16 protein-coding genes are annotated in these 24,485 nt (G+C 61.1%); 7 read left to right on the plus strand and 9 right to left on the minus strand.

Annotated features, from left to right (window positions below; translation table 11 throughout):
* Positions 1-283 precede the first annotated feature (283 nt).
* Positions 284-2,641: a phosphoenolpyruvate synthase gene (ppsA, locus tag HTUR_RS22920; RefSeq protein ID WP_012945741.1), complete on the minus strand. Its 2,358-nt coding sequence runs from the start codon at positions 2,639-2,641 to the stop codon at positions 284-286.
* A 795-nt stretch (positions 2,642-3,436) separates the two neighbouring features.
* Here ppsA and ppc point away from each other — a divergent pair.
* Together ppc and HTUR_RS22930 are read left to right on the plus strand one after the other, a co-directional pair.
* On the plus strand, positions 3,437-6,127 hold the full coding sequence (gene ppc / locus HTUR_RS22925; RefSeq protein ID WP_012945742.1) for a phosphoenolpyruvate carboxylase: 2,691 nt from the start codon (positions 3,437-3,439) through the stop codon (positions 6,125-6,127).
* 430 nt (positions 6,128-6,557) lie between these two features.
* Complete coding sequence (locus HTUR_RS22930; RefSeq protein WP_049942064.1) at positions 6,558-7,715, plus strand: glutathione-independent formaldehyde dehydrogenase; 1,158 nt, start codon at positions 6,558-6,560, stop codon at positions 7,713-7,715.
* Between the two features lie 240 nt (positions 7,716-7,955).
* Here the strand turns inward: HTUR_RS22930 and HTUR_RS22935 are convergent, their stop codons facing one another.
* The 4 genes from HTUR_RS22935 to HTUR_RS22955 form a co-directional block, all read right to left on the minus strand.
* Entirely contained in the window at positions 7,956-9,074 is a 1,119-nt protein-coding gene (locus HTUR_RS22935) for a CobW family GTP-binding protein (protein WP_049942065.1), read from the minus strand.
* 248 nt (positions 9,075-9,322) lie between these two features.
* Positions 9,323-9,652: a hypothetical protein gene (locus HTUR_RS22940; protein WP_049942066.1), complete on the minus strand. Its 330-nt coding sequence runs from the start codon at positions 9,650-9,652 to the stop codon at positions 9,323-9,325.
* Positions 9,653-9,803: 151 nt separating this feature from the next.
* Positions 9,804-10,229 carry an EamA family transporter gene (locus HTUR_RS22945; protein ID WP_049942067.1) on the minus strand — a complete coding sequence of 142 codons (426 nt, stop codon included), beginning with the start codon at positions 10,227-10,229 and terminating at the stop codon, positions 9,804-9,806.
* Between the two features lie 644 nt (positions 10,230-10,873).
* Positions 10,874-11,884 carry an aromatic ring-hydroxylating oxygenase subunit alpha gene (locus HTUR_RS22955; RefSeq protein WP_012945747.1) on the minus strand — a complete coding sequence of 337 codons (1,011 nt, stop codon included), beginning with the start codon at positions 11,882-11,884 and terminating at the stop codon, positions 10,874-10,876.
* 1,693 nt (positions 11,885-13,577) lie between these two features.
* Here HTUR_RS22955 and HTUR_RS22960 point away from each other — a divergent pair.
* From HTUR_RS22960 to HTUR_RS22975, 4 genes are all read left to right on the plus strand, one after another.
* On the plus strand, positions 13,578-14,384 hold the full coding sequence (locus tag HTUR_RS22960; RefSeq protein WP_012945748.1) for an IclR family transcriptional regulator: 807 nt from the start codon (positions 13,578-13,580) through the stop codon (positions 14,382-14,384).
* 469 nt (positions 14,385-14,853) lie between these two features.
* Positions 14,854-16,053: an iron-containing alcohol dehydrogenase gene (locus HTUR_RS22965; RefSeq protein ID WP_012945750.1), complete on the plus strand. Its 1,200-nt coding sequence runs from the start codon at positions 14,854-14,856 to the stop codon at positions 16,051-16,053.
* 261 nt (positions 16,054-16,314) lie between these two features.
* Positions 16,315-17,835: an aldehyde dehydrogenase family protein gene (locus HTUR_RS22970; RefSeq protein ID WP_012945751.1), complete on the plus strand. Its 1,521-nt coding sequence runs from the start codon at positions 16,315-16,317 to the stop codon at positions 17,833-17,835.
* A gap of 354 nt (positions 17,836-18,189) precedes the next feature.
* On the plus strand, positions 18,190-19,791 hold the full coding sequence (locus HTUR_RS22975) for a BCCT family transporter (protein WP_012945752.1): 1,602 nt from the start codon (positions 18,190-18,192) through the stop codon (positions 19,789-19,791).
* A gap of 580 nt (positions 19,792-20,371) precedes the next feature.
* Here HTUR_RS22975 and HTUR_RS22980 read toward each other — a convergent pair.
* Positions 20,372-20,785, minus strand: a complete 414-nt coding sequence (locus HTUR_RS22980; protein ID WP_049942089.1) for an EamA family transporter — start codon at positions 20,783-20,785, stop codon at positions 20,372-20,374.
* Between the two features lie 231 nt (positions 20,786-21,016).
* Here HTUR_RS22980 and HTUR_RS22985 point away from each other — a divergent pair, with 231 nt between their 5' ends.
* Complete coding sequence (locus HTUR_RS22985) at positions 21,017-21,814, plus strand: hypothetical protein (protein WP_012945754.1); 798 nt, start codon at positions 21,017-21,019, stop codon at positions 21,812-21,814.
* A gap of 92 nt (positions 21,815-21,906) precedes the next feature.
* Here the strand turns inward: HTUR_RS22985 and HTUR_RS22990 are convergent, their stop codons facing one another.
* The 3 genes from HTUR_RS22990 to HTUR_RS23000 form a co-directional block, all read right to left on the minus strand.
* A complete protein-coding gene (locus HTUR_RS22990) occupies positions 21,907-22,266 on the minus strand; it encodes a hypothetical protein (RefSeq protein WP_012945755.1) in 360 nt (119 codons plus the stop codon).
* A 58-nt stretch (positions 22,267-22,324) separates the two neighbouring features.
* Positions 22,325-23,458, minus strand: coding sequence for an aromatic ring-hydroxylating oxygenase subunit alpha (locus HTUR_RS22995; protein WP_012945756.1), 1,134 nt, complete (start codon positions 23,456-23,458; stop codon positions 22,325-22,327).
* Positions 23,459-23,621: 163 nt separating this feature from the next.
* Positions 23,622-24,065 (minus strand): GlcG/HbpS family heme-binding protein, encoded by a 444-nt coding sequence (locus HTUR_RS23000; RefSeq protein ID WP_012945757.1) that lies wholly within the window; start codon positions 24,063-24,065, stop codon positions 23,622-23,624.
* Positions 24,066-24,485: the final 420 nt, after the last annotated feature.

Genomic DNA, 24,485 nt, shown 5'->3' on the forward strand with positions numbered 1-24,485 from the left:
TGCGGTCAAAGCCGACCGATTCGATCGGTCTTCCGTACCGACGCCGACGAGTCGCCGCTACGTATCGAACCCCGTTCGTTTGACTCCTCCAAATATCGACGTGAAAGGGACAATCGATTCGAATCAGAAGAAAACGACCGATCGCGGTCATTGTCCGAGACCGACGTCCGGCGAACCGAACGACGTCCTCGAGTAGGGCCGACGCCCCGGTCGCTCGGTCAGCGCTTGCGTCGACCCTCGTCCGATCCGCCGACGGTCTCGAGTCACGTTCCGCCCGTCGAATTCACTCCGTTCTTCGCGACTCGAGGAGCAGCTTCTGCTCGACGCGCTTGACCTCGTGCTGGACGTCGCGGACGGCGTCGATGTTCGCGGAGATGGACGTGACCCCTTCCGTGGCGAGGAACCGGACCATCTCGGGTTTCGAGCCGGCCTGGCCGCAGATGCTGGTGTCGACGTCGTATTCGCGGCAGGTCTCGATGACGTCGCCGATCAGCCGCAAAACGGCAGGGTGGAGTTCGTCGAAGCGGTCGGCGACGTTTTCGTTGTTCCGATCGACGGCCAGCGTGTACTGGGTGAGGTCGTTGGTGCCGAAGGAGGCGAAGTCGATACCTGCCTCGATCAGCTCTTCGACCGCCAGCGCCGCGGCCGGCGTCTCGATCATCGCGCCCCAGCGGCGCTTCTCGGGGTCGATGCCAGCCTCCTTCATGAGCGACTTGGCCTGGTAGATGTCCTCCGCGTCGTTGACCAGCGGGAACATGATCTCGACGTTGTCGTAGCCCATCTCGTAGAGCCGCCGAAACGCCTCGAGTTCGTGGGCGAAGACGTCGGGTCGATCGAGCGACCGGCGGATGCCACGGTAGCCGAGCATCGGGTTGTGCTCCTCGGGTTCGTTCTCCCCGCCCTCGAGCTGGCGGAACTCGTCGGTCGGCGCGTCCAGCGTCCGGACGCGGACGGGACGCGGGTAGAACTCGTCGGCGACGCCGCGGATGCCGTCGATCAGTTCCTGCGTGTAGGCGTCGGTGCCGTTCTCTTCGATGAACTTCTCGGGCGTCTGGTTCAGCGAGAGGATCATGTGTTCGGTCCGAAGGAGACCGACGCCGTCGGCGCCGGTCGCGGCCGCGCGCTCGGCGGCCTCCGGGATCGAGACGTTGACCTTCACCTCCGTCGCGGTCATGGGCTTGACCGGCGACTGCGGCCGGACCTCCTCGACGGGTTCGGTCTCTTCGTCGGGTTCGACTTCCTTGCCCTCGAGGACTGCGCCCTTGTCGCCGTCGAGCGTGACGAGTTGCCCGTCCTTGAGGACGGAGGTAGCATTGGTGGTGCCGACGATAGCCGGAACGCCCAGTTCGCGCGAGACGATGGCGGCGTGGCTGGTCATGCCGCCCTCGTCGGTGACGATCCCTGCCGCGCGTTTCATCGCAGGGACCATGTCCGGCATCGTCATCTCGGTGACGATGATGTCGCCCTCGCCGACCTTCGCGAGGTCGTCGAGTTTCGTGACGATCCGGGCCGGTCCGCTGACCGTCCCCGGACTCGAGCCCAACCCGTCGACGATGACCTCGCCGGCGCCGTTTGCCCCCGAATCCGAACCCGGACTCGAGCTCGCGCCGCTGGCGCCGGCGCTCTGAACGCCGCCGCTACCGTCGGTCACCCCTTTCGAGACGTCAAAACTACCGGTTTCGGTCGCCGCGTCGCCGCCCTCGTCGATGGTGGTGATCGGCCGGGACTGGAGCATGTAGACCTCGTCCTCAACGATAGCCCATTCGACATCCTGTGGTTCGTCATAGTGGTCCTCGACGCGCTCGCCGAGATCAACCAGCGCGCCGATCTCGTCGTCGGCGAGGACTCGTTCGTTCCGTTTCTCTTGGGGAACCTCGCGCTCGACGGTCTCGCCGGTTTCTTCGTCTTTCTCGTGCATCACCTTCTTCTCGGCGACGGTGACGTCGACCGAGCGGTCGTCGCGCTCGACGACGTAGTTATCCGGCGAGACGGCACCGGAGACGACGGCCTCGCCCAGGCCCCAGGCGCCCTCGATGATCATCGTCTGGTCGCCCGTCGAGGGGTGGCTCGTGAACATCACGCCCGACTTCTCGGCGTCGACCATCTGCTGGACGACGACCGCGATGTTGACCACCGAGTGGTCGAAGCCCTGCTCTTGGCGGTAGTAGATCGCCCGCTGGGTAAAGAGCGAGGCCCAGCACTCGCGAACGCGGTCGAGCAGCGCCTCCTCGGTGACGTTGAGGAACGTCTCCTGTTGGCCCGCGAAGGAGGCGTCGGGCAGGTCCTCGGCCGTCGCCGACGACCGCACCGCGACGAACGCCTCGCCGTCGCCGACCTGCCGATACGACTCGAGGATCTCCTCGCGGAGTTCGTCGGGGAAGGGGGTCTCGAGGATGAGTTCCTGCGCGCGGTCGGCGGCGTCGGCCAGTGCCGCCGAGTCGTCGGCGTCGACGTCGACGGCCGCGAACAGTTCCTCGTCGATTTCGGCCGCTTCGATGAACGATCGATAGGTCCCAGCGGTGACGACGAATCCCGGGGGCACGGGCAGCCCAGCACCCGTCAACTCGCCCAGGGAGGCGCCTTTACCACCGACCGTCTCGAGATCGTCGGCGCTGACCTTTTCTAACCAGAGTACAGCCATGATGTCGACAGAATAGCTGCTGTATCAAGGGATTTTCGCCTTTTCCACGGAACGTGGCTCCGTTCCGAGACGGCAACGGGAAACAACTGTGATGTAAATGGCCGTGATCGGCCGAAAGAGCCGTGTGTGGGAGGATTTCGTTTGAGTTATCGAGCGCTAACTGTTATTTACTATATACCATGAGTTCTCGAATCGGAAATCGCGAGTAGTATCTGTGTCTGACCACGGAACGGTTCGGAGGTTCTCGCGTTCGGATCAGCGACGAGCGACGGACGGATCGATCCGCTATACTGCGGCATTCGTGACGGTGCCCTCGACGCTGCGTCGAATGGTTCCGCGTCTCGGTCCAAGAGAACCGGTACTGTTGACGAGAGAGGGGGGCCCTTCAGTGCTGTCTAGATACGCGAAACCGCAAGGGTGAGAGACGTTGGGGTTGCGGTATCGGCTGTGAGAGTACTATCTAGACCGTGATATAACGAGACTCTGTTCCCTGAGCGGGAAAATTCGGCTGTCTTAGCACACTTCTCACGAAGTGCATGGAAGGCGGGTACACCACCCGATTTCGACGTAGACGGGAATCCGTCCGCGTGATCGGTCAACTGACCACCGACGGCGTCAGAACGGGCGACAGGGTTCGGCCCGCCTCTGTCGACGAACTCAGCAGGCCCGATTCCGGCATCCGAGAGCCCGAGAGCAGGACCGAGACGGGTGCCAGTTTACGTCCGTATAGATAGGGTTATTGTCAATAATCGGCGACTTTATGAGGGTATTCTATGTAACCAGCATAGGTAGATCATGCCAACTCACAATAGAGAGATCTCGCGAGACGTCAGAGAACTCGGCGAACTGCTGGGCGAGGTACTGAAGGACCAGACGTCGCGACAGGCGTTCGAGACGGTCGAGTCGTGCCGGCAGACCGCGGTCGAATACCGCTCCGGGGAGCGCGAGTCTCGTGACCCGCTGGTAGCGGAACTCGAGGGGCTGTCGCCCCACCAGCAGCGGATCGTCGTGCGTGCGTTTACGACCTACTTCGAACTGATCAATCTCGCGGAGGAACGCGAGCGAGTGCGTACGATCCGCACCGAATCCAACGAGGGCACCCTCGAGGACGGTCTTAGCGCTGCGGCCGCAGAACTGGGCGAAGAAGACGTCGATACCGTCCACCAAGTGTTGGACGACGTGCTAATCGAGCCGACGTTCACCGCACACCCGACCGAAGCGCGACGGAAAACGGTCAAATCCAAACTCAGAGATATCTCGACGCATCTCGAGACGCTGGACGAACGGCTGCTCACCGAGAAGGAGCAGTCACAGGTGTGGCGGGACATCGACGCGGAGGTGACGAGCCTCTGGCAGACCCCACAGGTCCGAAACCGCCAGCCCGAGCCCGAAGACGAGGCGCGCAACGTCCAGTGGTACCTCGAGAACACGCTGTTCGACGTCGTCAGTGAAGTCTACGACGAACTCGCCGACGCCATCGACGCCGAGGTTGACGGCGACCTCGAGATTCCGAAGCTGTTCGAGTTCCGCTCGTGGGCGGGCAGCGACCGCGACGGCAACCCCTACGTGACGCCCGAAGTCACTTCGAATACCCTCGAGCGCCAGCGCGAGGTCGTCCTCGAGAAGTACCGCGAGCAACTCAAGCACCTCTCGGGCGTGCTGAGCCAAGACGGCAGCCGCATCGACACCGACGGCGAGTTCGAGGCCTCCCTCGAGGAAGACCGTGAACGGCTTCCCGGTAGCGCCCGCATGGCCGAAGAACGCTACCCTGACGAACCGTACCGCCAGAAGCTCAAACTCATGCGCGAGCGCCTCGCGCGCGTCGGCGACGTCCGTCCGGGCGGCTACGACGACGTCGACGAACTCCTCAACGACCTCGAGATCATCGCACAGAGCCTCCGTAACAACGTGGCCGAAAACGTCGTCGAGGCCCACGTCGACCCGATCCGGCGCCAGGTCGCCACCTTCGGCTTCTCGCTGGCCAGCCTCGATCTGCGCGAACATCAGCAGAAGCATACCGACGCTATCGCCGAGGCCCTCGAGAGCGAGGGGATCGACTACTACGATCTCTCGGAGGCCGAGCGCGTCACGTTCCTGACCGACGCCGTGTTACAGGACGAGCCCGTACTCGACCTGAGCGAAACCGACGGGCTCTCGGAGGACTCGGCGCGCGTCTTCGAGCTCTTCGACAGCCTCGCCGACTGGCAGACCGAGTACGGCGTCGAGGCCATCGACACCTACGCCATCTCGATGACCGACGAGCCCAGCCACGTTCTCGAGGTGCTGTTCTTGGCCGATCAGGCCGGCGTCGTCTCGTTGCCCGAACACTCGGGGATCGACATCGTTCCGCTGCTCGAGACCGAGTACGCCCTCTCGGGAGCGCGACGCATCATGGGGACGCTATTCGAGAACGAGGCCTACAGTCAGGCCCTCGAGGCTCGCGGGCGGACCCAGGAGATCATGCTGGGCTACTCGGACTCGAACAAGGAGAACGGCTTCCTGGCGGCCAATTGGTCGCTATTTAAAAACCAGCGCCGGCTGGGCGAGATCTGCGACGATTACGACGTCCAGATGCGGCTGTTCCACGGCCGCGGCGGCTCGATCTCGCGCGGCGGCGGTCCGATGAACGAGGCGCTGCTGGCGCTGCCGAACAACACCATTACGGGCCAGGTCAAGTTCACCGAACAAGGCGAAGCCATCGCCGAGAAGTACGGCAATCCCCGCATCGCCGAGCGCAACATCGAGCAGATGCTCAATGCCCAACTCCGGGCGCGCAAGCAGGCGATCAACCAACCCGAAGAGGAGATTCCCTCGGAGTGGACCGACGCGATGGAGACGATGGCCGACGCCGCCCGGCAAGAGTACCGGAACCTCCTCGAGAGCGACGGCTTCGTCCGATACTTCGAGCAGGCGACGCCGATTACGGTGATCGAGGACCTCAACCTCGGCTCGCGGCCGGCCTCGCGGTCGGGCGAGCGCAGCGTTGAGGATCTCCGGGCGATCCCGTGGGTGTTCTCCTGGACGCAGTCGCGATGTATCCTCCCGGGCTGGTACGCCGTCGCGACCGGTATCGAAGCGTATCTGGAGGACGGCGGCTCGATGGAGACGCTCCGGGAGATGTACGACGAGTGGCCGTTCTTCCGGACGACGCTGGACAATGCCGCCCTCTCGCTGTCCCGCACCGATCTCGAGATCGCTGCGCAATACGCGGACATCGCGGATCCCGATCTTCGCGAGCGGTTCTTCTCGCGCATAACTGCGGAGTTCGAACGTGCGCTCGAACTGATCACCGAGATCGGCCGACGCGACGAACTCCATCCCCGCGACTGGCTCGGTGAGAACCTCGAACGCCGGAATCCGTACGTCGATCCGCTAAACGTACTGCAGGTCCATTTGCTCGAGCAGACCCATCGCACGGATATCGAGGAGCGGACGCTTCGATTGACGGTCAAGGGAATCGCTGCCGGGATGAAAAACACTGGGTGAAATGGGCTACTGAGACGCTGAGACGAGCCGAACGAATTCGCTCCCAACGCCGATCTCTCCGTTCGGTAAAGGAAACGGCCATCGGCTCTGCTGGAGTTGTGGCTCTCGGTCGAGAACGGATGCAACGAGAGGCACCGTTTAGTTAACACAATTTACGAAGCGAGCAGGTCGTAGTTGGTCATGCAGCTCGCAGACCTGCTCAGCGCGGATTACGAGATTGAAGAACCGTATCAGCTCCGAACAGAGGCCGTCAATTGGATCCGACAGACCGGAAAGACGCACCGATTCACATTCAGAAATATAAGTAGTAGCATAAATGCTCGCCACTAAAAGTTGGACATTTTATGTATTGAGTTTTAACCGCCATTATAAACAATGAATATAAATATGATCCGCTCGTGGATGACAATGGAGATATCGATCAATGTCCATGAATGCCGTCGTCTACAAAGGCGAACGCGAGGTTGCGGTCGAAGAAGTCGAACAACCCCAGATCGAGCACCCGAATGACGTCGTGATCGACATCACGACGACGTGCATCTGCGGGTCCGACCTACACATGTACGAAGGGCGGACGGCCGCAGAGTCGGGGATCGTGTTCGGGCACGAGAACATGGGTATCGTGACAGAGGTCGGCGATGCGGTGAGTTCCCTCGAGGTGGGCGACCGCGTCGTGGCGCCGTTCAACGTCGCCTGTGGCTTCTGTGAGAACTGCGAGAACGGCTACACGGGCTTCTGTACGAACGTCAACCCCGGGTTCGCCGGCGGCGCGTACGGGTACGTCGCGATGGGGCCGTATCAGGGTGGTCAGGCCGAGCAACTCCGCATTCCGTACGCGGACTTCAATGCGCTCAAACTGCCCGACGGGGACGAACACGAGGACTCGTTTGCACTGCTCGCGGACATCTTCCCGACCGGCTGGCACGGCACGGAACTCGCCAACCTCGAGTCCGGTGACTCCGTCGCTATCTACGGCGCCGGTCCGGTGGGCCTGATGGCGGCCTACAGCGCCAAGCTCAAGGGTGCCGCGGAGATTTACGTCGTCGACCGCGTTCCCAGCCGCCTCGAACTGGCCGAGGAACACTGCGACGCGACACCGATCAACTTCGAGGAGGGCGATCCGGTCGAACAGATCAAGGACCTCCACGGCGGCGGCGTGGACAAGGGCGTCGATGCCGTCGGATACCAGGCTATCGATCCGGATAAGGAAGGCGACGACGCGTACGACCCCGCTCGCGAGAACCCAGCTGTCGTCATCAATAATCTCATCCGGACGGTCCGCCCGACCGGTGAGCTCGGAATTCCGGGACTGTATGTCCCCGATGACCCCGGTGCACCGGACGACATGGCCGCACAGGGCCGTCTCGGTATCGACTTCGGCCTCCTCTTCGAGAAGGGGCAGGCACTCGGCACCGGCCAGTGCAACGTCAAGGAGTACAATCGCGAACTCCGCGACATGATCATCGAAGGGCGCGCCGATCCCAGCTGGGTCGTCTCGCACCGCGTCGACCTGGAGGACGCGCCGGAGATGTACGAGAAATTCGACAACCGCGAGGAAGGCGTCACGAAGGTCCTGCTGGAACCGTAACCCTCGCGCGATCAGACGCCTCCGTTTTTAGCGTGACTGCGTCGCCCTACGTTATACAGTAACACACTACTCGCACAGGATTTTTCGTCCCTAGGGCTGGACACGAGGGGCCGAGTATGAGGCGCAGACGAGTACCTGAGTACGACACGAACCGGACAGTCACCGGGATGGATCAACGTCGGCTGCGAGGAGTATGCAGGTGCTGGAACGACCAGCGAAGGGATCAGCTCCGGGCGGAGATCAAGCGGATCCGCGGGGGAAGGGATCAGTAGCGTACGCTTCGGTCTGTTCGTCGGACGCCGCCAGACAGTCGTCGAGTTCGTCGGTCACGGTCTCTTCGTCGAGGTCGCTACCGATGAACACTAACCGCGTCGCCGGGTCGTCGTCTCCCCACTCGCCGATCGGGCCAGCCTGGATGGACGGACCGGCCTGACTCACCCCGAGAACCGTCTCCGGGCGACTCGCCACCCACGCGAACCCTTTCGCGCGGATAATCTTGCCGTCCCAGTCGTCGAGCCACGCGTCGAACCGCTCGGGGTGGAAGGGACGCTCTCGCCGATAGACGAACGACTCGACGCCGTGCGCCTCGGCCGCCGAAACGGCATCGTCACCGTGGTCGTGACCCGGATGCTCGTTTGCTGCGTCTCCGGACAGAGCTCGCTTCCAGCCTTGCTGCCGCCGTGCCGCTTCGAAGTCGAACGATCCGGTGTCGAGAACGACACTCGGGTCGACATCGCTGTACGTCGTTCGATGAAGCGTCGCACGCGGCTGGAGTTCGCGGATGGCGGCCTCGATAGACTCCCGCGTATCATCAGGAACCATATCGCATTTGTTCAGCAGCAACACGTCGCAGAACTCGATCTGGTCGACCAACACCTCGGTCAGCGGGCGCTCCGGATCCGGGGCAGCATCCGGGAGGGATTCTTCGGAATCGAACGCTTTCCAGAACCCGTAGGCGTCGACGACCGAAACTGTCGTATCGAGGCGGAACCGGTCCGGAAGGCTGTCTTCTTTTGTCCCCTCCGTAAGCGCACGAGCGATGGGAATCGGCTCGCTGATTCCCGACGCCTCGACGACGAGGTAGTCGAACGAGCGCTCCTCGGCCAACCGCGTCGCTTGAGCGACGAGGTCGTCCTGGAGCCGACAGCAGATACACCCGTTCGAGAGGTCGACGACACCCTCCTCCGTCTCGTCGGCGATCAACTCCGCGTCGACGTTGACCTCGCCCATGTCGTTGACGATGACGGCGATTCGCCTATCGCCGGGGTTGTTCAGCAGTCGGTTGACCAGCGTCGTTTTACCCGCACCCAGCGGTCCACTGATAACGGTGATCGGAATCTCCGATGGAGACGTGACCATTCCGTATGGCATCTCGTGTCGACGGATAATGAATCTCCCGTCATCACCGAGAGTGATGGTTGGGCGTCCGCTCCAATAGCGGCGATACAGAGGCCGTTATCGAAGTTCTGTGTTCGTGGCCGGCATCGAGTCGGAACAGGGACACGTCCGCTATAGACTCGCTCACCCCGCCTACAACAGATAATCTACTTGGTGTGTTGTGAAGAACGGGAAAACGTGCCGTTTCGTCTAGCTCAATACGGGAAAACTCACTCTCTCGTCGCCTCTGAGCAATTACGCCTGCTTCCGCAGGTACTCGATGACGGTTCCGGTGTCTTGTCCAACCCATCGCCCTGCGTAACGATCGAACCGCCGCCATCGCCGAACTCCGCCGTGACATCGTCGACAACCTCGCCGGCGTCCGGTTCGCCCGTTGTCGCGACGACCAGGAACGAACTACCGTTGACGCCGGTACGTGCGATTACGTCCGCCGCGCGTTCGGCGTTCTTTCTCTCATCGATCCGCATTCGGATGGCTGTGAGATCGATAGCGTACTCAACACGGACGAGATCGGGACACGGATTCGAGACGTCCAGCACCGCTATCGGGCCGACCTCGCTGGTGTTTCTTACGTGCGTGCCGCAGGCCGCGACGTCCTACTCGTCGATCTCGATTACGCGAACCGTATCGGACGATTCGCCGTTATATTCGATAGCATCGACTTGCGTGCGATCATCAAATAAACCCAATCTATCGAGTGATTAAAATGATGCTGAGACAGGCGAACGCGATTCCAGTAAATCTCGTTATCGTAACATCGTCTCCGAGAATGACGATACCGAGGACGGCCGCGACGACGAAGTACATGGCACCGAGAGTAGAGACCAGTGTCGTTGACGCTTGGGAGAATCCGATGTACATCGAAATGAGGCCGATTCCAGCGAACAATCCAGCCGCGCTAGCAAGCAGCCCTCCTCTCGCAGTAACGGCGATCGACGCATCTGAAACGACGATAGATCCAAGTGCGAGAAGACCCGCTACGAGATACGTGATCGCGGCGGCAGTTCTCGGATCGATGGACTCCGACGCACCGTTGCCTAAGATTATCCAAATCCCCCACGACGTCATTGTAATTAAGCCGAAGAAAATTCCCGAATCCATTCCGATAAATCCCATCAGTGAGTTCTTCGTATCGCTATGTGAAGAAAACCCACGTGCATAATGAAAGGTGTTTAAAAACCCGCTGCTGAAGGTTGTTGTTCCGTGTCTAAACAAGACCCGTCCCACGTGATATCCCGAGAGTTCCGGACTACCTCGTTTGCCATTCGCTCGAACGTGATAGCGTTTACGTCGCCGGGATCGCGGTCAGTTTCGAAGTCTAAGCGAACGTTCTCCGATCCGATATCTAACCCGCCGTGTCCAGGGTCCTCGAACAGGGTTCGTTCCGCACCGTACACCAAGTGACTCGCCGTCTGCGCTCGCGTGCAGTAGGTCTGGAACTCTTCGTCAATGCGACCCGTGACGGCTTCTCCCACTTCGAAGTCAGGTTCGGTCGCGAGGGCGTGGATGGTTCTCCGTTTCGTTTTTGTACGTCGGTGACGTCGATACCGTTCAGAGTCGCGCTGTCGGCCGGTTACCCGCCCACCTCCGGGTAGAAATACGGCCAGTCTAAACGGACCGCGCGACCGGCAACGGAACGAACAGCCGCCTCGAACTCGGTCACGTATGTCGCGGCAATCCCAGATAACGAATCGCGGTGTTCCGAAAAACGGAGCTACATACTCGATCGGATGAGTCCCCTCTCTGGCGTTTCAGACCAGTTATGAGTTATAGGCCTCCTGGGCGAGCTGGTGGAAGCGGTGGACGGTGTGTTCGTTGGGGCCGAGCTGAGCCTGGGCGAGCGCGCCCGTTCTGAGCCCTTCCCACTGACGTTCGACCAGTTCGAAGTCCTCTTCCTGGAGCTGGCGGCTCGTGCGAACGAACTCGCGCTCCTCCTCGGAGAGCTCGCTGTCGCGGAAGTAGTAGTCCGCGATCAGTCGGAAGCGATCGGTGTCGATCGGGTCGATGATGTAGGTGCCGTAGCCGTCGGCGGTGCCGTACATGTTGACCGTGAAGTTCGGCCAGAAGTAATGGAACTGCGCCTCGTGTTCGTCGTGGATCCGCATCTCGTCGTCGACGTCCTGGGCGTGCGTGTAGTGGAGCACCCAGTGGTAGTCGTTGACCTCGAGTTCGGAGTCGTTGAGCGAGATGCCCTTGATCCAGTCCTGGTGGTTGGCCTGACAGTGGTCGCACTCCGAGTAGTTGCTCGCGAACACCTTCCAGTTGCACTCGACCTCCGAGACGATTCGGGTGGCGTGTTCGTACTCCCCAAGGGGCAGCGCCTCGAGGCGGTCTTTCATCACGCCGGCCTGCTCGGCCAGCGGCATCGGATCCTCCTGCAGGTTGACGAACTGCAGCGGACCGATGCTGTCGACGTGCACCGACTCCACGTCGGCGAGCTCGTCCGGATCGACGCGTCCGGGATCGGTCATCGGCGCGTCCTCGAGGAGCGCGTCGCCGTCGCGAGCGGAGAAGTTCTCCACGGCGCGGACGTCACCGTCGTCGTCTCGAGCGATGATGAGGTCGCGGCCGCCGATGGTCCGCGTGAAGTATTGGCCGGGCTCACTGATGCTGTTAGCGTGGCCGGCGTAGACCCAGTACTGCCCGAATATCTTCTCTTTTTCCATCTCGAAGACGTCGTCGTCGGTGAAGTACCGGGCCGGTAGCGCGTTCGTCTTCTCCGTGATGTCTGCGCTCACTGCCTCGGTCTGGTTTTGGTTCCATTGCGTCATACAGTAGCACAATTGAGGGCATTACGAAAAAGCGTTAACCAGTTATATAGAATCCCATTATATGTCCGGTTTCCAGATCCGGATAGCGGATCACTCTGCGACATCGATTTGACCTTCTCGAGCCAGCGACTCGCCGCTTTACGCGCTCGAAGCGCTGCGATACCCCGACAACGAGAAGTCGAACATGATAGGGGCCGAATCATCAGTATACTGAACCGGTGCCGCGCCGGCGGAACCGAGCGGAAGATCAGGAGAACTGATCGACCCGTTTCCGTCTTTGAAGGTGTCCACGATCATACTGATGACGCAGTTACCGAAGCCCCCGAGGTTACAGTGGGGGTCGACGTCTGCCTCGACCTGTCGCGGCCGGCCTCGTCAAGAAATCGTTCGCAAATCTCCGACGGAGGCTGGCCCACCCGTCTGCTAGTCCCAGAGCGTCGCGTTTGCTGCTATCAACGGTCCGGTATAACGACCCGTCATTTAGCACCCCCACGTTTATCATGTGCTGAGTTGGCACAAATCGTGAGATGCGATGTCCGAACTGCGAACAGACGGTGGTCGAACCGTACGGACGATCCACGCCGATGTGCGATCACTGCGGGCACGTGCCGAATCTCGGAGCGGATTGATGATCGACTCGCGGTGAACGTATCGGAAAACAGTCGCGACTGCGCGTAGATGCGTAGTTAGCAACCGGTGTCTGCTGTAAGTCCGAATTACGTCGGAAGCGATGAGATGGTGACGATTGACAGCACCTGATACTGTCGTCTTTCAGTCTGCCCGGGATGAGGGGGAAAGAGAATCGTCCGGCTTCCGTCGTGTCCGATCGGTACCGCCGCATTTACGCGAGATTCTCGCGAAACGAGAGCGTGAAACACAACACCTTAGAATACATACCTTTCGTTGATGGTGCACGATATCTCGGGACCACGTTTCCAAACGGAACTCCGACTTCGGCGCAAAAGAGGCGGAAACAGAACTGCTGCCAGATACGTACGATCACGGATGAACGACGTGATATCGCCCGCACTTTTCGAATGCGTAAAAGTAGACGGTGGGATCGCAGTCCCGGTGTCGCAGCTCGCCGCGATCTGGCAGGCTACCACGACCTCAGTGGCCCCCTTTCGGACGCTACAGTTCGGTACGTGATGTCAGGACTCAGCGGCAGATAATGGCCTATCGCGCCGATGAGAGGAGGACCCGTATGTATCGGTCTCGGCACTGAGATGGCGGGCGTAAACGCAGTGATTACAAACGTACGTGTGTAATTGACTGGCCGAGGAGAACCGACGTACCGTAGTCGGACGGAAGAGACAACCGTACGCGAGGCCGGTTAACGAATCTGAAAATAGAATCCGAGAGAAGAGCGCAGTGTCGCCCGGCGACTGTTCGGCCCGCTCCTCGACGCTCGATTCAACGCTGTGATTGGCGAGCGGGTCTCGGGACCGGGAGCTACCCATATTTAGGTGGTATCACGGTGCTTTCGGTCGATCATGACGTCATGTCACCAACTGCGAACGAACGACGGACGATTTCGAATATATGAATGGTATGATTCCCTATGAATTGTGGATCGTCGAAATGCTGAGATAACAGTCCCAGGTCCGCCGATGGGTACTCTGAGAAGTGAAATTCGAGCTGGCGTTTCGATTTGCGAAATTCTTAATTGTCATGGCATGTATTGACATTTCACATGATGGACCGACCGAAGGATCCGACATTGAAAACGACCGCCCGCTCGCTGGCGTTGATCGATCGAATACAGGAACGCGGCGGTGCGAACCTCCCCCAGCTCGCCGAGGATCTATCGCTCGCTAAAAGCACGGTATACAAGCACGTGAGTACCCTGTACGAATGCGGCTATTTGGTAAAAGAAGGCGACGAATACCACATCGGTCCGAAATTCCTCGACCTGGGCGAACACGCCCGGAGCCGAAAGGTGGGCTACCAGTTCGCGGACGACGCCGTGAGAGAACTGACGGACGCAACCGACGAAGAGGTCGATTTCGTGATCGAGGACCACGGCCGCGTCGTCACAATCTCGGAATCGTACCATAAGTGGGTGAAGCACCCCGACGAAAGCGATTCGAATCGCTACCGTGCCCGAATGGGGACGTATTACCACATGCACGCTACCGCGTCCGGGAAAGCGATTCTCGCCGAACTGCCCCGGGAGCGTACCGAAGCGATCCTCGATCGGTGGGGACTACCGGCGAACACGGACAATACGATTACCGATCACCGGGCCTTCTTCGAGGAACTCGAGCGCGTCGACGATCGGGGATACGCGATCGACGACGAGGAATTCACTGCGGGACTGCGCAGCGTCGGGATGGCGGTCGACCGACCGGACGGCCCTCCCATCGGTGCTATGAGCGTCTCGGGACCGAGCTACCGCATTACCGATGAGGTAATCGACCAAAATATCGTGCCGGTGCTCGAGCGGACCGTCGAATCGTTCGAACGACGGTTGGCGAACGACCGTAGTGACGGTCCGTAGCGGGCCGAACGCGGCGCGTCGGAAAGCGTCGGCGTTCTCCGGCGGATCGAACGCGACTCCGCTCCCGAGACGATCGGCTCGCGAAGTCGGTGATCGACGCTACTCGAGGCCCGTTTCCACATTCGAAACGCATCAGAATAGGAACTATTCAGTTGCCGAACATGAATTGTTTAGGCGGCTAACGGGGAGGTCAGAACCGAGAGCACCTCCTCGATCGATCAGGGGACCGGTAGTGCGACCGGCGGATCGATCCGCCGCGAGCGGGGCCCAGCCGATCACACGGACGCGGACACGACGTTCGCGAAATCGCGACTGGGTGTGACCTGACACTAAGATTTATATACTGTAATATGGAATCCTCGGTTGGAATGCGAGAGAAAGACACTCATGCGGACCGAGAGACGTCCATAAACGGTACGGCCACGGAATCGCCCGGCATTCTCGACGCGAAACGCGAGGGTGAGCGCCGATGAGCCTCGGCGACTACACGCTCACCTTCCCGATCTGGGTCGAATTCGGGAACGGGTCCAGCGAGAACATCGGATCGATCGTCGATTCTCAGGGCTGGGAGAAGGCACTGATCGTCACGGATCAGGGGATCCTCGACGCCGGCTTGGTTGACGGGATCCAAACGTCGCTCACTGCCGAAGGCATCGAATACGCTACCTACGACGGAGTCGAGCCCAACCCGACGGCCGGGATGGTCGACGAAGCGACCGAACTGTTGGAGAGAGAGGGATGTGACTTCATCGTCTCCGTCGGCGGCGGAAGTTCGATCGACGTCGGAAAGGGCGCGTCGCTGATGGCGACCAATCCGGGAGAGATCGCCGATTACGAAGTGACGTCGGCCGAGGAGGTAATGGAGGAACCGATCGAGAACCACCCCCTCCCGCTGGTGACGGTACCGACGACCGCCGGAACCGGCAGCGAGGTCGACTACTGGGCCGTTATCACCGACGAAGAACGCGAGTTCAAGATGGCCCTCGGCCAATCGCCGCTGTACCCGGGCGGACCGTACCTGGGCGCCGAAATATCGCTGGTCGATCCCGCCCTGACGGAGACGCTACCGCCGAGACAGACCGCCGCGACCGGTTTCGACGCCTTCTCCCACGCGCTCGAGAATCACGTGTCGTCCGCCCGCCCGCCCCTCGTCGAACCGCTGACCAAACACGTGATGGGACTCGTCTCGGAACACCTCCCCGCCGCCTACGAGGACGGTGAGCTGGAGGCGCGCGAGCAGATGATGTTCGGCTCTCACGTGGCGGGGATCTGCGAGAACTTCGCCGGATTCGGAGCGATCCACTCCCTGGCCGAAACGACCGGCGGAATGTATCCCGAAATTCCACACGGTGAGGCCATCGCCGCGTACACCCCCGCAGTGATGCGATACAACATCGAAGCCGTTCCCGGACGATACGCCGAAGTCGCCGAAGCGATGGACGTGGACGTTTCCGGGTTATCCGACGAGGAGGCCGCGAGGGAAGCGGTGGACGCCGTAGAGGACCTCATCGACAGGGTCGACCTCCCCTCGAGCCTCCGCGAACTCGGCGTCGCGGAGGACGATCTCCCCGCGATCGCGGAGAAGTCGTTGGACACGATCGAGATCCACGACAACCCCCGAGACGCGGACGCCGACGACCTCTTGGAAGTCGCTCGGGACGCGTACTGATCGTCGCGAATCGCGAAACGCAGCCGATCGAGGGACCGGTGGTGCATCGGTTTCGATGGAAGCGACGGGCAGTTCCGAACGGACGCGACTGCATCGGCCACACCCCTCCGTCGCGGCGTCGGTCATCGGTAGTCTCATCGATCATCGGGAACGGTGCGGCAGGGGGTTTCGTTCGCGGCTCCGATTTTCGAACTCGAAGCTCTAGCGTCGATGAGCCGATACTAAGATATATGAAGGATGGTAACAAACCACTTCCTGTAAATGGCATCAGAGACTGTTAGCGGCCAGTTACGGGAGAATCACGCGGAAGCCAGAGACCGGGTCGAGGATATCAGCACGTTCGACTCGTGGATAGACGGATCTCGATACGAGACCGACGAGGTCGTCGAGACCACCGATCCCGTCGTCGGTGAACCGATCACCGCGATTCCGCGCTGCGGCTCGAGTGAGGTCGATACGGCAGTCGACGCCGCGTGGAGAGCGTTCGACGAGGAGTGGTCGGAGACGACCCCTGCCGAACGATCTCGGCGCATGTTCGAATGGATCGACGTGCTCCGCGATCACGTCGACGAGCTGGCGTTCCTGGAGTGCGTAGACACCGGGAAGCCGATGTCGCAGGCTCGAGGAGAGGTCGAAGGGGCGATCGGAACCTTAGAATACTACGCGTCGATCTGTCAGGGCCAGAGTCAGGACGGGAGACAGGTGTCTACGTCCGAGGATCTGCACCTCTACACGCGGAAGGAGCCTTACGGCGTGGTCGGACAGATCACGCCGTGGAACTTCCCGGTCTGGGCGGCCGCGTGGAAGCTCGGGCCCGCGCTCGGGACGGGGAACGCGACCGTGCTGAAGCCGTCGGCCGAGGCCCCGCTGACGACGATCCGCATCGCCGAACTGTCCGAGGGTATCTTCCCGGACGGCGTGCTTAACGTCGTAACCGGGACCGGATCAGAGGCCGGCGGTGCGCTGACTGAACACGATCGGGTCCGCAAAATCTCGTTCACCGGCAGCGTCGGCGTCGGACAGCGAGTGATGCAGGCGGCCGCCGAAAACGTTGCCCCAGTTACGTTGGAGCTCGGCGGGAAGTCGCCGTTTATCGTGTTTCCCGACGCCGACTTGGAGAAGGCGGTTTCCGCCGTCGCCGACGGTATCTTTTACAGCACGGGGGAGATCTGTGACGCGTTCTCTCGAGCGATCGTTCACGAGAGCGTTCACGAGGAGTTCGTCGACCGGTTCGTCGAGAAGGCCGAGTCCTACACGCTCGGGGATCCGCTCGACGAGGAGACGACGATGGGACCGCTCACTACCGAGTCCCAGTACGAGACGGTCACGGAATACATCGACGTTGGTGAGAGTGAAGGCGCGACCCTGCTTACGGGCGGTGGACCGCCGGACGATTCCGATCTCCGGGACGGCTGGTTCGTCAAACCGACGGTGTTCGACGACGTGGAGAACGATATGCGCATCGCTCGGGAGGAAATCTTCGGGCCCGTACAGACGATCAACACGTTCTCCAGCTACGACGAGGCGATCGAACTCGCGAACGACACCGAGTTCGGGCTCGCAGCGGGCATCGCGACCGAGCGGACGTCCGTCGTCCACAACGCGGCGGCGGACATCGAAGCGGGGCTCGTGTACGTCAACGAGTACGGTCCGATCCTGCCGCAGGCTCCGTACGGCGGCTTCAAGGAGTCGGGTATCGGAAAAGATCTGGGCACGGAGGTGCTCGACCACTACCAGCAGACGAAATCGGTCTACGTCAATCTCGATGAGCCGGAACTCTGACGAGAGGGTTCGGAGAGACGGTGTCGTCGTGACTGACGAGATGGTGACATCGCGGCGTGGTCGAGGAGACCGTCTCCGTCACCACTGACCGAAGGCGACGGAGGCGCCCGAGCGATCCCGAATACGAGAGACGGAACGCGGGACCGAATCCTCCGTCGTTCGCGCCGGAATCGCGTACGACGACGGTTCTCGTTTCGATATTTTGGTCGAATTTTTCGACCGAATCGTCGATATGGTCGAAAGGTATAAGTATCGCTCCGTTGGGATAGCAGATGCACTGGTAATACATAACATGAGTCACGCATCGGACCGGGGATCGATTACGGAGACGTGTAGTTCCACCATCGAAAAACAATGAACTTCTGGCACGTATTCGGCCTGGAAAGCGCAGACACCGGTGAGAAACTCCTGTTCTTCATCACTGGAGGGGCATTGCTGGCGTTAGCAGCGATCGGGATTCGGAGCCCACAGGTCCTCAACGATACGTTCAACGAGGCCTTCGGATGGGTGTTAACCTACTTCGGTTGGTGGTTCATGTTACTCGGGATGGTATTGCTCGTCTTCTCGACGTACATGGTCTTCTCGCGATACGGCCACATTCGGATCGGCGGGCAGGACGCCGAGCCAGAGTTCGATCTGTTCTCGTGGCTCGCCATGGTGTTCACGGTCGGGTACAGCGGCTCGATCATCATTTGGGGCGTCGGCGAGCCCATCTCCATCGTGAACAGTCCGCCTCCGGAGCCGCTTCCGGTCACGGGGGCCTCGATCGAAGCGCTCGCGCTCGCGTTCATGTTCATCCACGAGGTCTTCCCGGGACTCGCCATGTGGTATCCGCCGTTCGCGTTGGCGTTCGGCCTGATCATCTACACGCGCGGTACGGACTCGTACAAGTTCAGTTCGATGCTGAAGGTGTTCCTCGACGACGACCGGTACAAGCTCCTCTACTGGACCGTCGACTTGGCGGCGCTGATCGCCATTATCGGCGGTGTCGCGGCGGCTATCGGGTTCTCCGCGCAGGTGTTCGCCGCCCTGCTGGATACGGTGTTCGGCGTTCCCCCGACGCTGTTCACGTACGGGCTGTTCGGCGTTCTCGGACTGGTCTTCCTCGGTGACGTCTGGTTGGGACTGCGAAGCGGAATTCGCAACGCGGCTCGGATCACCGTCGTCCTCATGTTGATCACGTTCGCGCTGCTCCTCGCGGTCGGACCGACGCTCTTCACGATTAACCTCGGGCTCGACGCCGGCGGCGTATGGCTGAACAACATGTTCCGCCTCTCGCTGTACTCCGCTCCGACGGCTGCGGGCAATTGGCCGCAACAGTGGACGAGTTTCTGGTGGGCGTGGTGGGCCGCGTGGGGTCTGTTCGTCGGCAGTTTCGTCGCCCGCGTGTCGAAGGGCCGAACCATCCGCGAGACGTTCGTTTGCCTGGTCGTTATTCCCGGTGTGCTGCTCTGGATACAGCACTCCATCGTCGGCGGCTGGGTGCTCGCACCGGGATACGTCGGGCCGGTCAGTGACGCGTTTGCCAGCGGCGGTATCCCCGCCTCGATCGCGACTGCGGTCACTCTCACGCCGCTCGCACCCCTGCTGGGAGTGTTGCTCATCTTGGTGATCGCCGGATACGTCGTGACGTCCCTGGACTCGGCCGTGTACATCCTCTCTTCGATAACGCTCGGCACGGAGGAGCCGAACGCTCGAAACCGGGCGTGGTGGGGCGTCCTGCTCTCCTTCCTCGGCGTGATGACGCTCGAACTCCCGGTGTTCGACGCGATGCAAGCGTTTCCCCCGGTGCTCGCGCTCCCGTTCACGCTCTTCCTCTTGGCGATCGTCTACGCGAGTTACGTCACCGCTCGCGAATACTATCAGGGAGAGTCCACGCTGGCGAACGAGGATACGTTGATCACGTCCGCGAACACCGATTCCTCGCTTCCACAGGGGCAGGACGACGATGACTAGCGCGCCGGTTCGGTTCGAAGGGGGAAGCGAGAGCGCCTCACGCGCTCGGGATCGCTGACCGACACCGCCCGTACGGAGCCACTCGATATTCTATTCCGCTTCCGATCCGAACGCTCGGACGCGGAAACGAAGTATTCCGGTGCTCAAGCGGTGTTCCGCACTAATGATACGCCTATCGGCGACGAGATCTCTCTCTAGCGGCCCCACTCGACGGTGAGGGGCGCCCGGCAGCACCGTCTACCGATCGGCGTCGGGAATGCCGTGCGCCTCACCGTCCACATGACGGCGATGCCGAACCGCTCCTCGTCTGCGGACTATCGACCGAAGCCGGAGCACGGTCCGCTATCGACTCGTAGGGAAGATGCGATGGCTCCATCCCGTTCTGCTCCGGAACCAGTACGGTTTCGCCGAACTCGGATCGGCTACCGCGCCCGTGTTCGCGAGGGAAGTGAGGCGTCATCGAGACCGCGACCGGAGACCGGTGTCCGCTTCGCGGCGCTCGCGAACTCGAGAGGTAACAAAACTACCACGATGAGTTTCGCGAGCGAACGCGATCCGCTCGGCTCGTCCGCGAGCTCGGTTAGTTCGCGATCAGCGCGATGGCGATACCAGCCAGGAGGATCCCCGCAGTATCAGTCATCTGCAAGGATTCTTCCAGAAAGACGACCGCAATAACCGCCGCGACGACGAAATAGAGGGCGCTGATGGTCGTGACGACCGCGGCGTCACCCCTCGCGAGCGCCGCGTACAGGGCGATTCCACCGGCCGCCGACGCGACACCGGCGAGCGCGGCGTAGAACAGGCCGTCGTAGACCACGGCCGTCGGGACCTTCCGTGTGGCACCCATATAGGTAACGGCGACGAGCGTCCCCACCGCGTAGGAGATACCCATCGCCGTTTCCGGAAGGATGGAATCCGTCGCGAGCCTGGCGAAAACCGCCCACAGACCCCACGCGATCATCGTTACTACCGCGAGCAGTATCGGACGTCCCATACAGTGCATGTTCACACGGACCACTATTACCGTTAGCGTACCGACAGCCGAGTCGCGTGACCGAACCCCGACCGGTTCCCCGGAATCGAGCCGAACGGCTCCGCGAGCGGTGGGATACTGCCCCTCTCTCGGAGCGGGGTGACGGTCCCGATCTCGGGGACGGACGGTCGATGTGATTCGCCCGTCGGTCGGACCAGTCAGCTATTTCTGTCGACGGACGAGAGAACCGGTATGGACGACGGAAAACAGGCCACGTTCGGCACCGAGGGCGAACTTCGGACCGACGAGACGGACGCGACGGACGACGATTCCGACTCCGGGCCCGAGCGCGACGACTTCGGCGACGAACTCGGTGAGAACGAGACCAAATCCGGGGTGAACCGGTACGTCGTCTCGAGTCTCCTCCAGAAAGCGGTTCGGCGATCCGACGAGGAGGTCGCGGCGTGGGCCGCGTGGGAACTGGTCCGTTCGGGATACGCCTGGAACTTCTGGGACCGGATCAACCTCTACGTCGTCGAGGACTTGCGCGCCGGACACGAGGTCGCGCTCACGGTGGCTCGCTACGAGGAACTGGCCCGCGAACGCTGGTCGGAAGAGTCCTGGCGCGGGCGGCTCTGTGCGGTCCACGCAGCCCTGGCGGCCGCTCGAGCGCCGTCGTCCCGCGAGGCCGCACACGCCGACGATTACTTCGGGGAACTTTCCGAAGAGCGCGCAGCCGCACGCGAGGAGGGCCGCGAGCCCCGCTACGACCATCCCGTCGACGAACTCGAGCCCGGCGGGAAATACGACGCCGTCTTCGACCAGCACACCTACGAGGGGAAGCGGCTCGGCCGCGACGGAGCGTTCTTCAGGACTCACGGCGGGCGAGTCGGACCCGAAGGCGAACCGGAACTGAGCCGCCAGTGGCGGATCCGGAGCATGCGACTCGAGGACCGCGATTACACCGAAGATGAACTCGTTCGCGCGGTGGAACCGATCGATCCCGACGAAAAGTGGCCCGATACGGACGCGACCGATCGCGAGGAGTGACCGTCGCGACGAGCGACGGCGGTGAGCGGGAGCCGTCCGGCGTTTCGAATCGAACGCGAGTCAGTGAGCCCGAAGACGAACGAAACGGTCGGTCAGAACGCACCGAGGTGATCGTCCTGCGGTTCGTACAGTCCGCCGGTCATCCGCACCTCGTGGATCTCGTCTAACGTCTCGCCGATCGATAGTCCGCGGTCGGACATCGCCGCCGCGACGACGCCGATCGGGACGCCGTTCTCGTACTGCTCTTGCAGCTGCCAGACGACGTCCTTGAGCTCGTCGCTCGCGACGTCCTCGGCGAGATCTACCTGTGCGCGTTCGAACTCCACGTCGTGGCCCGTCACGCGATAGTGACGGCGGTAGAACTCGACGATCTCGTTCGGCTCCTCGGTTTGCAGATCGACGTCACACTCTGGACAGGATGCGACGTACGGTGCCTGATCTTGCGTGCTCATAGGTGTCGAATTTCGGATTTCGTCTCGAGCGGTGAGTACTGGTCGGTAGACGGTGCGATCACGAGTCGTAGGCCTCCTGGGCGAGCTGGTGGAACTTGTGGACGGTGTGTTCGTTGGGACCGAGTTGGGCCTGGGCGAGCGCGCCCGTTCTGAGGCCTTCCCACTGGCGTTCGACCAGTTCGAAGTCCTCTTCCTGGAGCTGGCGGCTCGTGCGAACGAACTCGCGCTCCTCCTCGGAGAGCTCGCTGTCGCGGAAGTAGTAGTCCGCGATGAGCTGGAAGCGGTCGGTATCGATCGGATCGATGATGTAGGTGCCGTAGCCGTCGGCGGTACCGTACATGTTAACCGTGAAGTTTGGCCAGAAGTAGTGGAACTGCGCCTCGTGTTCGTCGTGGATCCGCATCTCGTCGTCGACGTCCTGGGCGTGCGTGTAGTGGAGCACCCAGTGGTAGTCGTTGACCTCGAGTTCGGAGTCGTTGAGCGAGATGCCCTTGATCCAGTCCTGGTGGTTGGCCTGGCAGTGGTCGCACTCCGAGTAGTTGCTCGCGAACACCTTCCAGTTGCACTCGACCTCCGAGACGATTCGGGTGGCGTGTTCGTACTCCCCAAGGGGCAGCGCCTCGAGGCGATCTTTCATCACGCCGGCCTGCTCGGCCAGCGGCATCGGATCCTCACTGAGGTTCACGAAGATCAGCGGGCCGATGGTGTCGACGTGGACGTCGTTCAGGGCGTTCTCTTCGGCGTCGAACTCCTGGACGTCTTCGTCCTCGAGGTCGGGGTTCAGACCGGCTTCATCGAAGCTCTTGGGCGTGCTTTTGAGCTCTCCCTCGAGGTCATACGTCCAGAGGTGATACGGACACTTGATCCGCTTCGCATCGCCGGGATCGGTCATCGGCGTGTCCTCGACCATCTTCGAGCCGCGGTGGGCACAGACGTTGTCGAACGCTTTGACCTCGCCGTCGTGACCGCGGACGACGATCAGTTGACGATCACCGATCGTCCGGGTGAAGTACTGGCCCGATTCCTTGATACAGTTGGCGTGGCCGGCGTACACCCAGTACTGGCCGAACACCTTGTCTTTCTCTATCTCGAAGACGTCCGGGTCAGTGAAATACCTCGCCGGTAACGCGTTTGATTTTTCCGTGATATCTGAACTCACTGATTGCGTCTGTGAGTCGTCCCACTGTGTCATACGAGCCCACAAATGACACACATATAAAAAACAGTTCACCTGTGATACTGAACCTCACTATAAACAAGTGAGAATTACGTTTCAGCGGAGACACAAAAGAGCAACTGAGAGACGTCGGGAATTCAGTCGCTTACCGAATGAGTGTCTCCGAGTCTCTCGCCGATCAGTCGTCTGCCGTGACCGCTTCCTCTTTGATGAGTTCGTTCCACCGCTCGACGCCAGCTTCGGCGACCTCGCGGTCCTGGCTCACGGCACCGCCAGAGACGCCGATCGAGCCGACGACCTCGCCGTCTCGCTCGAGCGGATAGCCGCCACCGAAGATGACGATCTGGTCGTCGTCGGTCGTCTGGAGGCCGTACAGGGAGTTACCCGGTTCGGAGGGCTCCGCCAGTTCGTGTGTCGGCATCTCCAGGGCAGCCGACGTGTACGCCTTGTTACGCGAGATGCTCACGGAGGCCAGCCAGCCGCCATCCATGCGGTGCTGGGCGATGAGGTTCCCCTCGCTGTTTGCGACCGTGATCACCATCGGGTTGTCGATCTCGTCCGCTTTCTCTTCTGCCGCTTCTATCAGCTGTTTCGCTGTTTCCAGCGGAATGGACTCTACCATGCAAGAGGAAGATGAGGAGTTGTAATGAAATAAGTTGTCATTATTTCTTCGATAGACAGCATGATTTCTGAGATTCGGTGAGGAATTATGTCGTATCAGGACCTCTATACCCGCATATCCACGGGTTCGCTCGATTGGCTCGGGTAACTGCAAAGGGAAGCCGTTACCCGCGATTCAGCGTTACTACCGCTAGAAGTGATATTCAAATGCTATTTTGTGCTTCTCCGCGGTCTTGCCGATGTCTCTGACGACCGTTGGCGTGTCTCGCACGGAATCGAACGCTATCGCTCGGCGATGGTGCCGTAGAATAACAGTGCTATCACAGTTATCCGCAGCCGCCTCGAAACTCTACTTATAATTCTTCTACCACGTTTTGGTGAAGATCTGGGTGAGCGATAATTATATTTGTACTCGACTGGC

Source organism: Haloterrigena turkmenica DSM 5511, from assembly GCF_000025325.1.
Taxonomy (GTDB): Archaea; Halobacteriota; Halobacteria; order Halobacteriales; family Natrialbaceae; genus Haloterrigena; species Haloterrigena turkmenica.

Excerpts from the sequence above, each read along its gene's own strand:
- ppsA (WP_012945741.1), bottom strand. The coding sequence starts at position 2,641 with ATGGCTGTACTCTGGTTAGAAAAGGTCAGCGCCGACGATCTCGAGACG.
- ppc (WP_012945742.1), top strand. The coding sequence starts at position 3,437 with ATGCCAACTCACAATAGAGAGATCTCGCGAGACGTCAGAGAACTCGGC.
- HTUR_RS22930 (WP_049942064.1), top strand. The coding sequence starts at position 6,558 with ATGAATGCCGTCGTCTACAAAGGCGAACGCGAGGTTGCGGTCGAAGAA.
- HTUR_RS22935 (WP_049942065.1), bottom strand. The coding sequence starts at position 9,074 with ATGGTCACGTCTCCATCGGAGATTCCGATCACCGTTATCAGTGGACCG.
- HTUR_RS22945 (WP_049942067.1), bottom strand. The coding sequence starts at position 10,229 with ATGGGATTTATCGGAATGGATTCGGGAATTTTCTTCGGCTTAATTACA.
- HTUR_RS22955 (WP_012945747.1), bottom strand. The coding sequence starts at position 11,884 with ATGACGCAATGGAACCAAAACCAGACCGAGGCAGTGAGCGCAGACATC.
- HTUR_RS22960 (WP_012945748.1), top strand. The coding sequence starts at position 13,578 with ATGATGGACCGACCGAAGGATCCGACATTGAAAACGACCGCCCGCTCG.
- HTUR_RS22965 (WP_012945750.1), top strand. The coding sequence starts at position 14,854 with ATGAGCCTCGGCGACTACACGCTCACCTTCCCGATCTGGGTCGAATTC.
- HTUR_RS22970 (WP_012945751.1), top strand. The coding sequence starts at position 16,315 with ATGGCATCAGAGACTGTTAGCGGCCAGTTACGGGAGAATCACGCGGAA.
- HTUR_RS22975 (WP_012945752.1), top strand. The coding sequence starts at position 18,190 with ATGAACTTCTGGCACGTATTCGGCCTGGAAAGCGCAGACACCGGTGAG.
- HTUR_RS22980 (WP_049942089.1), bottom strand. The coding sequence starts at position 20,785 with ATGGGACGTCCGATACTGCTCGCGGTAGTAACGATGATCGCGTGGGGT.
- HTUR_RS22985 (WP_012945754.1), top strand. The coding sequence starts at position 21,017 with ATGGACGACGGAAAACAGGCCACGTTCGGCACCGAGGGCGAACTTCGG.
- HTUR_RS22990 (WP_012945755.1), bottom strand. The coding sequence starts at position 22,266 with ATGAGCACGCAAGATCAGGCACCGTACGTCGCATCCTGTCCAGAGTGT.
- HTUR_RS22995 (WP_012945756.1), bottom strand. The coding sequence starts at position 23,458 with ATGACACAGTGGGACGACTCACAGACGCAATCAGTGAGTTCAGATATC.
- HTUR_RS23000 (WP_012945757.1), bottom strand. The coding sequence starts at position 24,065 with ATGGTAGAGTCCATTCCGCTGGAAACAGCGAAACAGCTGATAGAAGCG.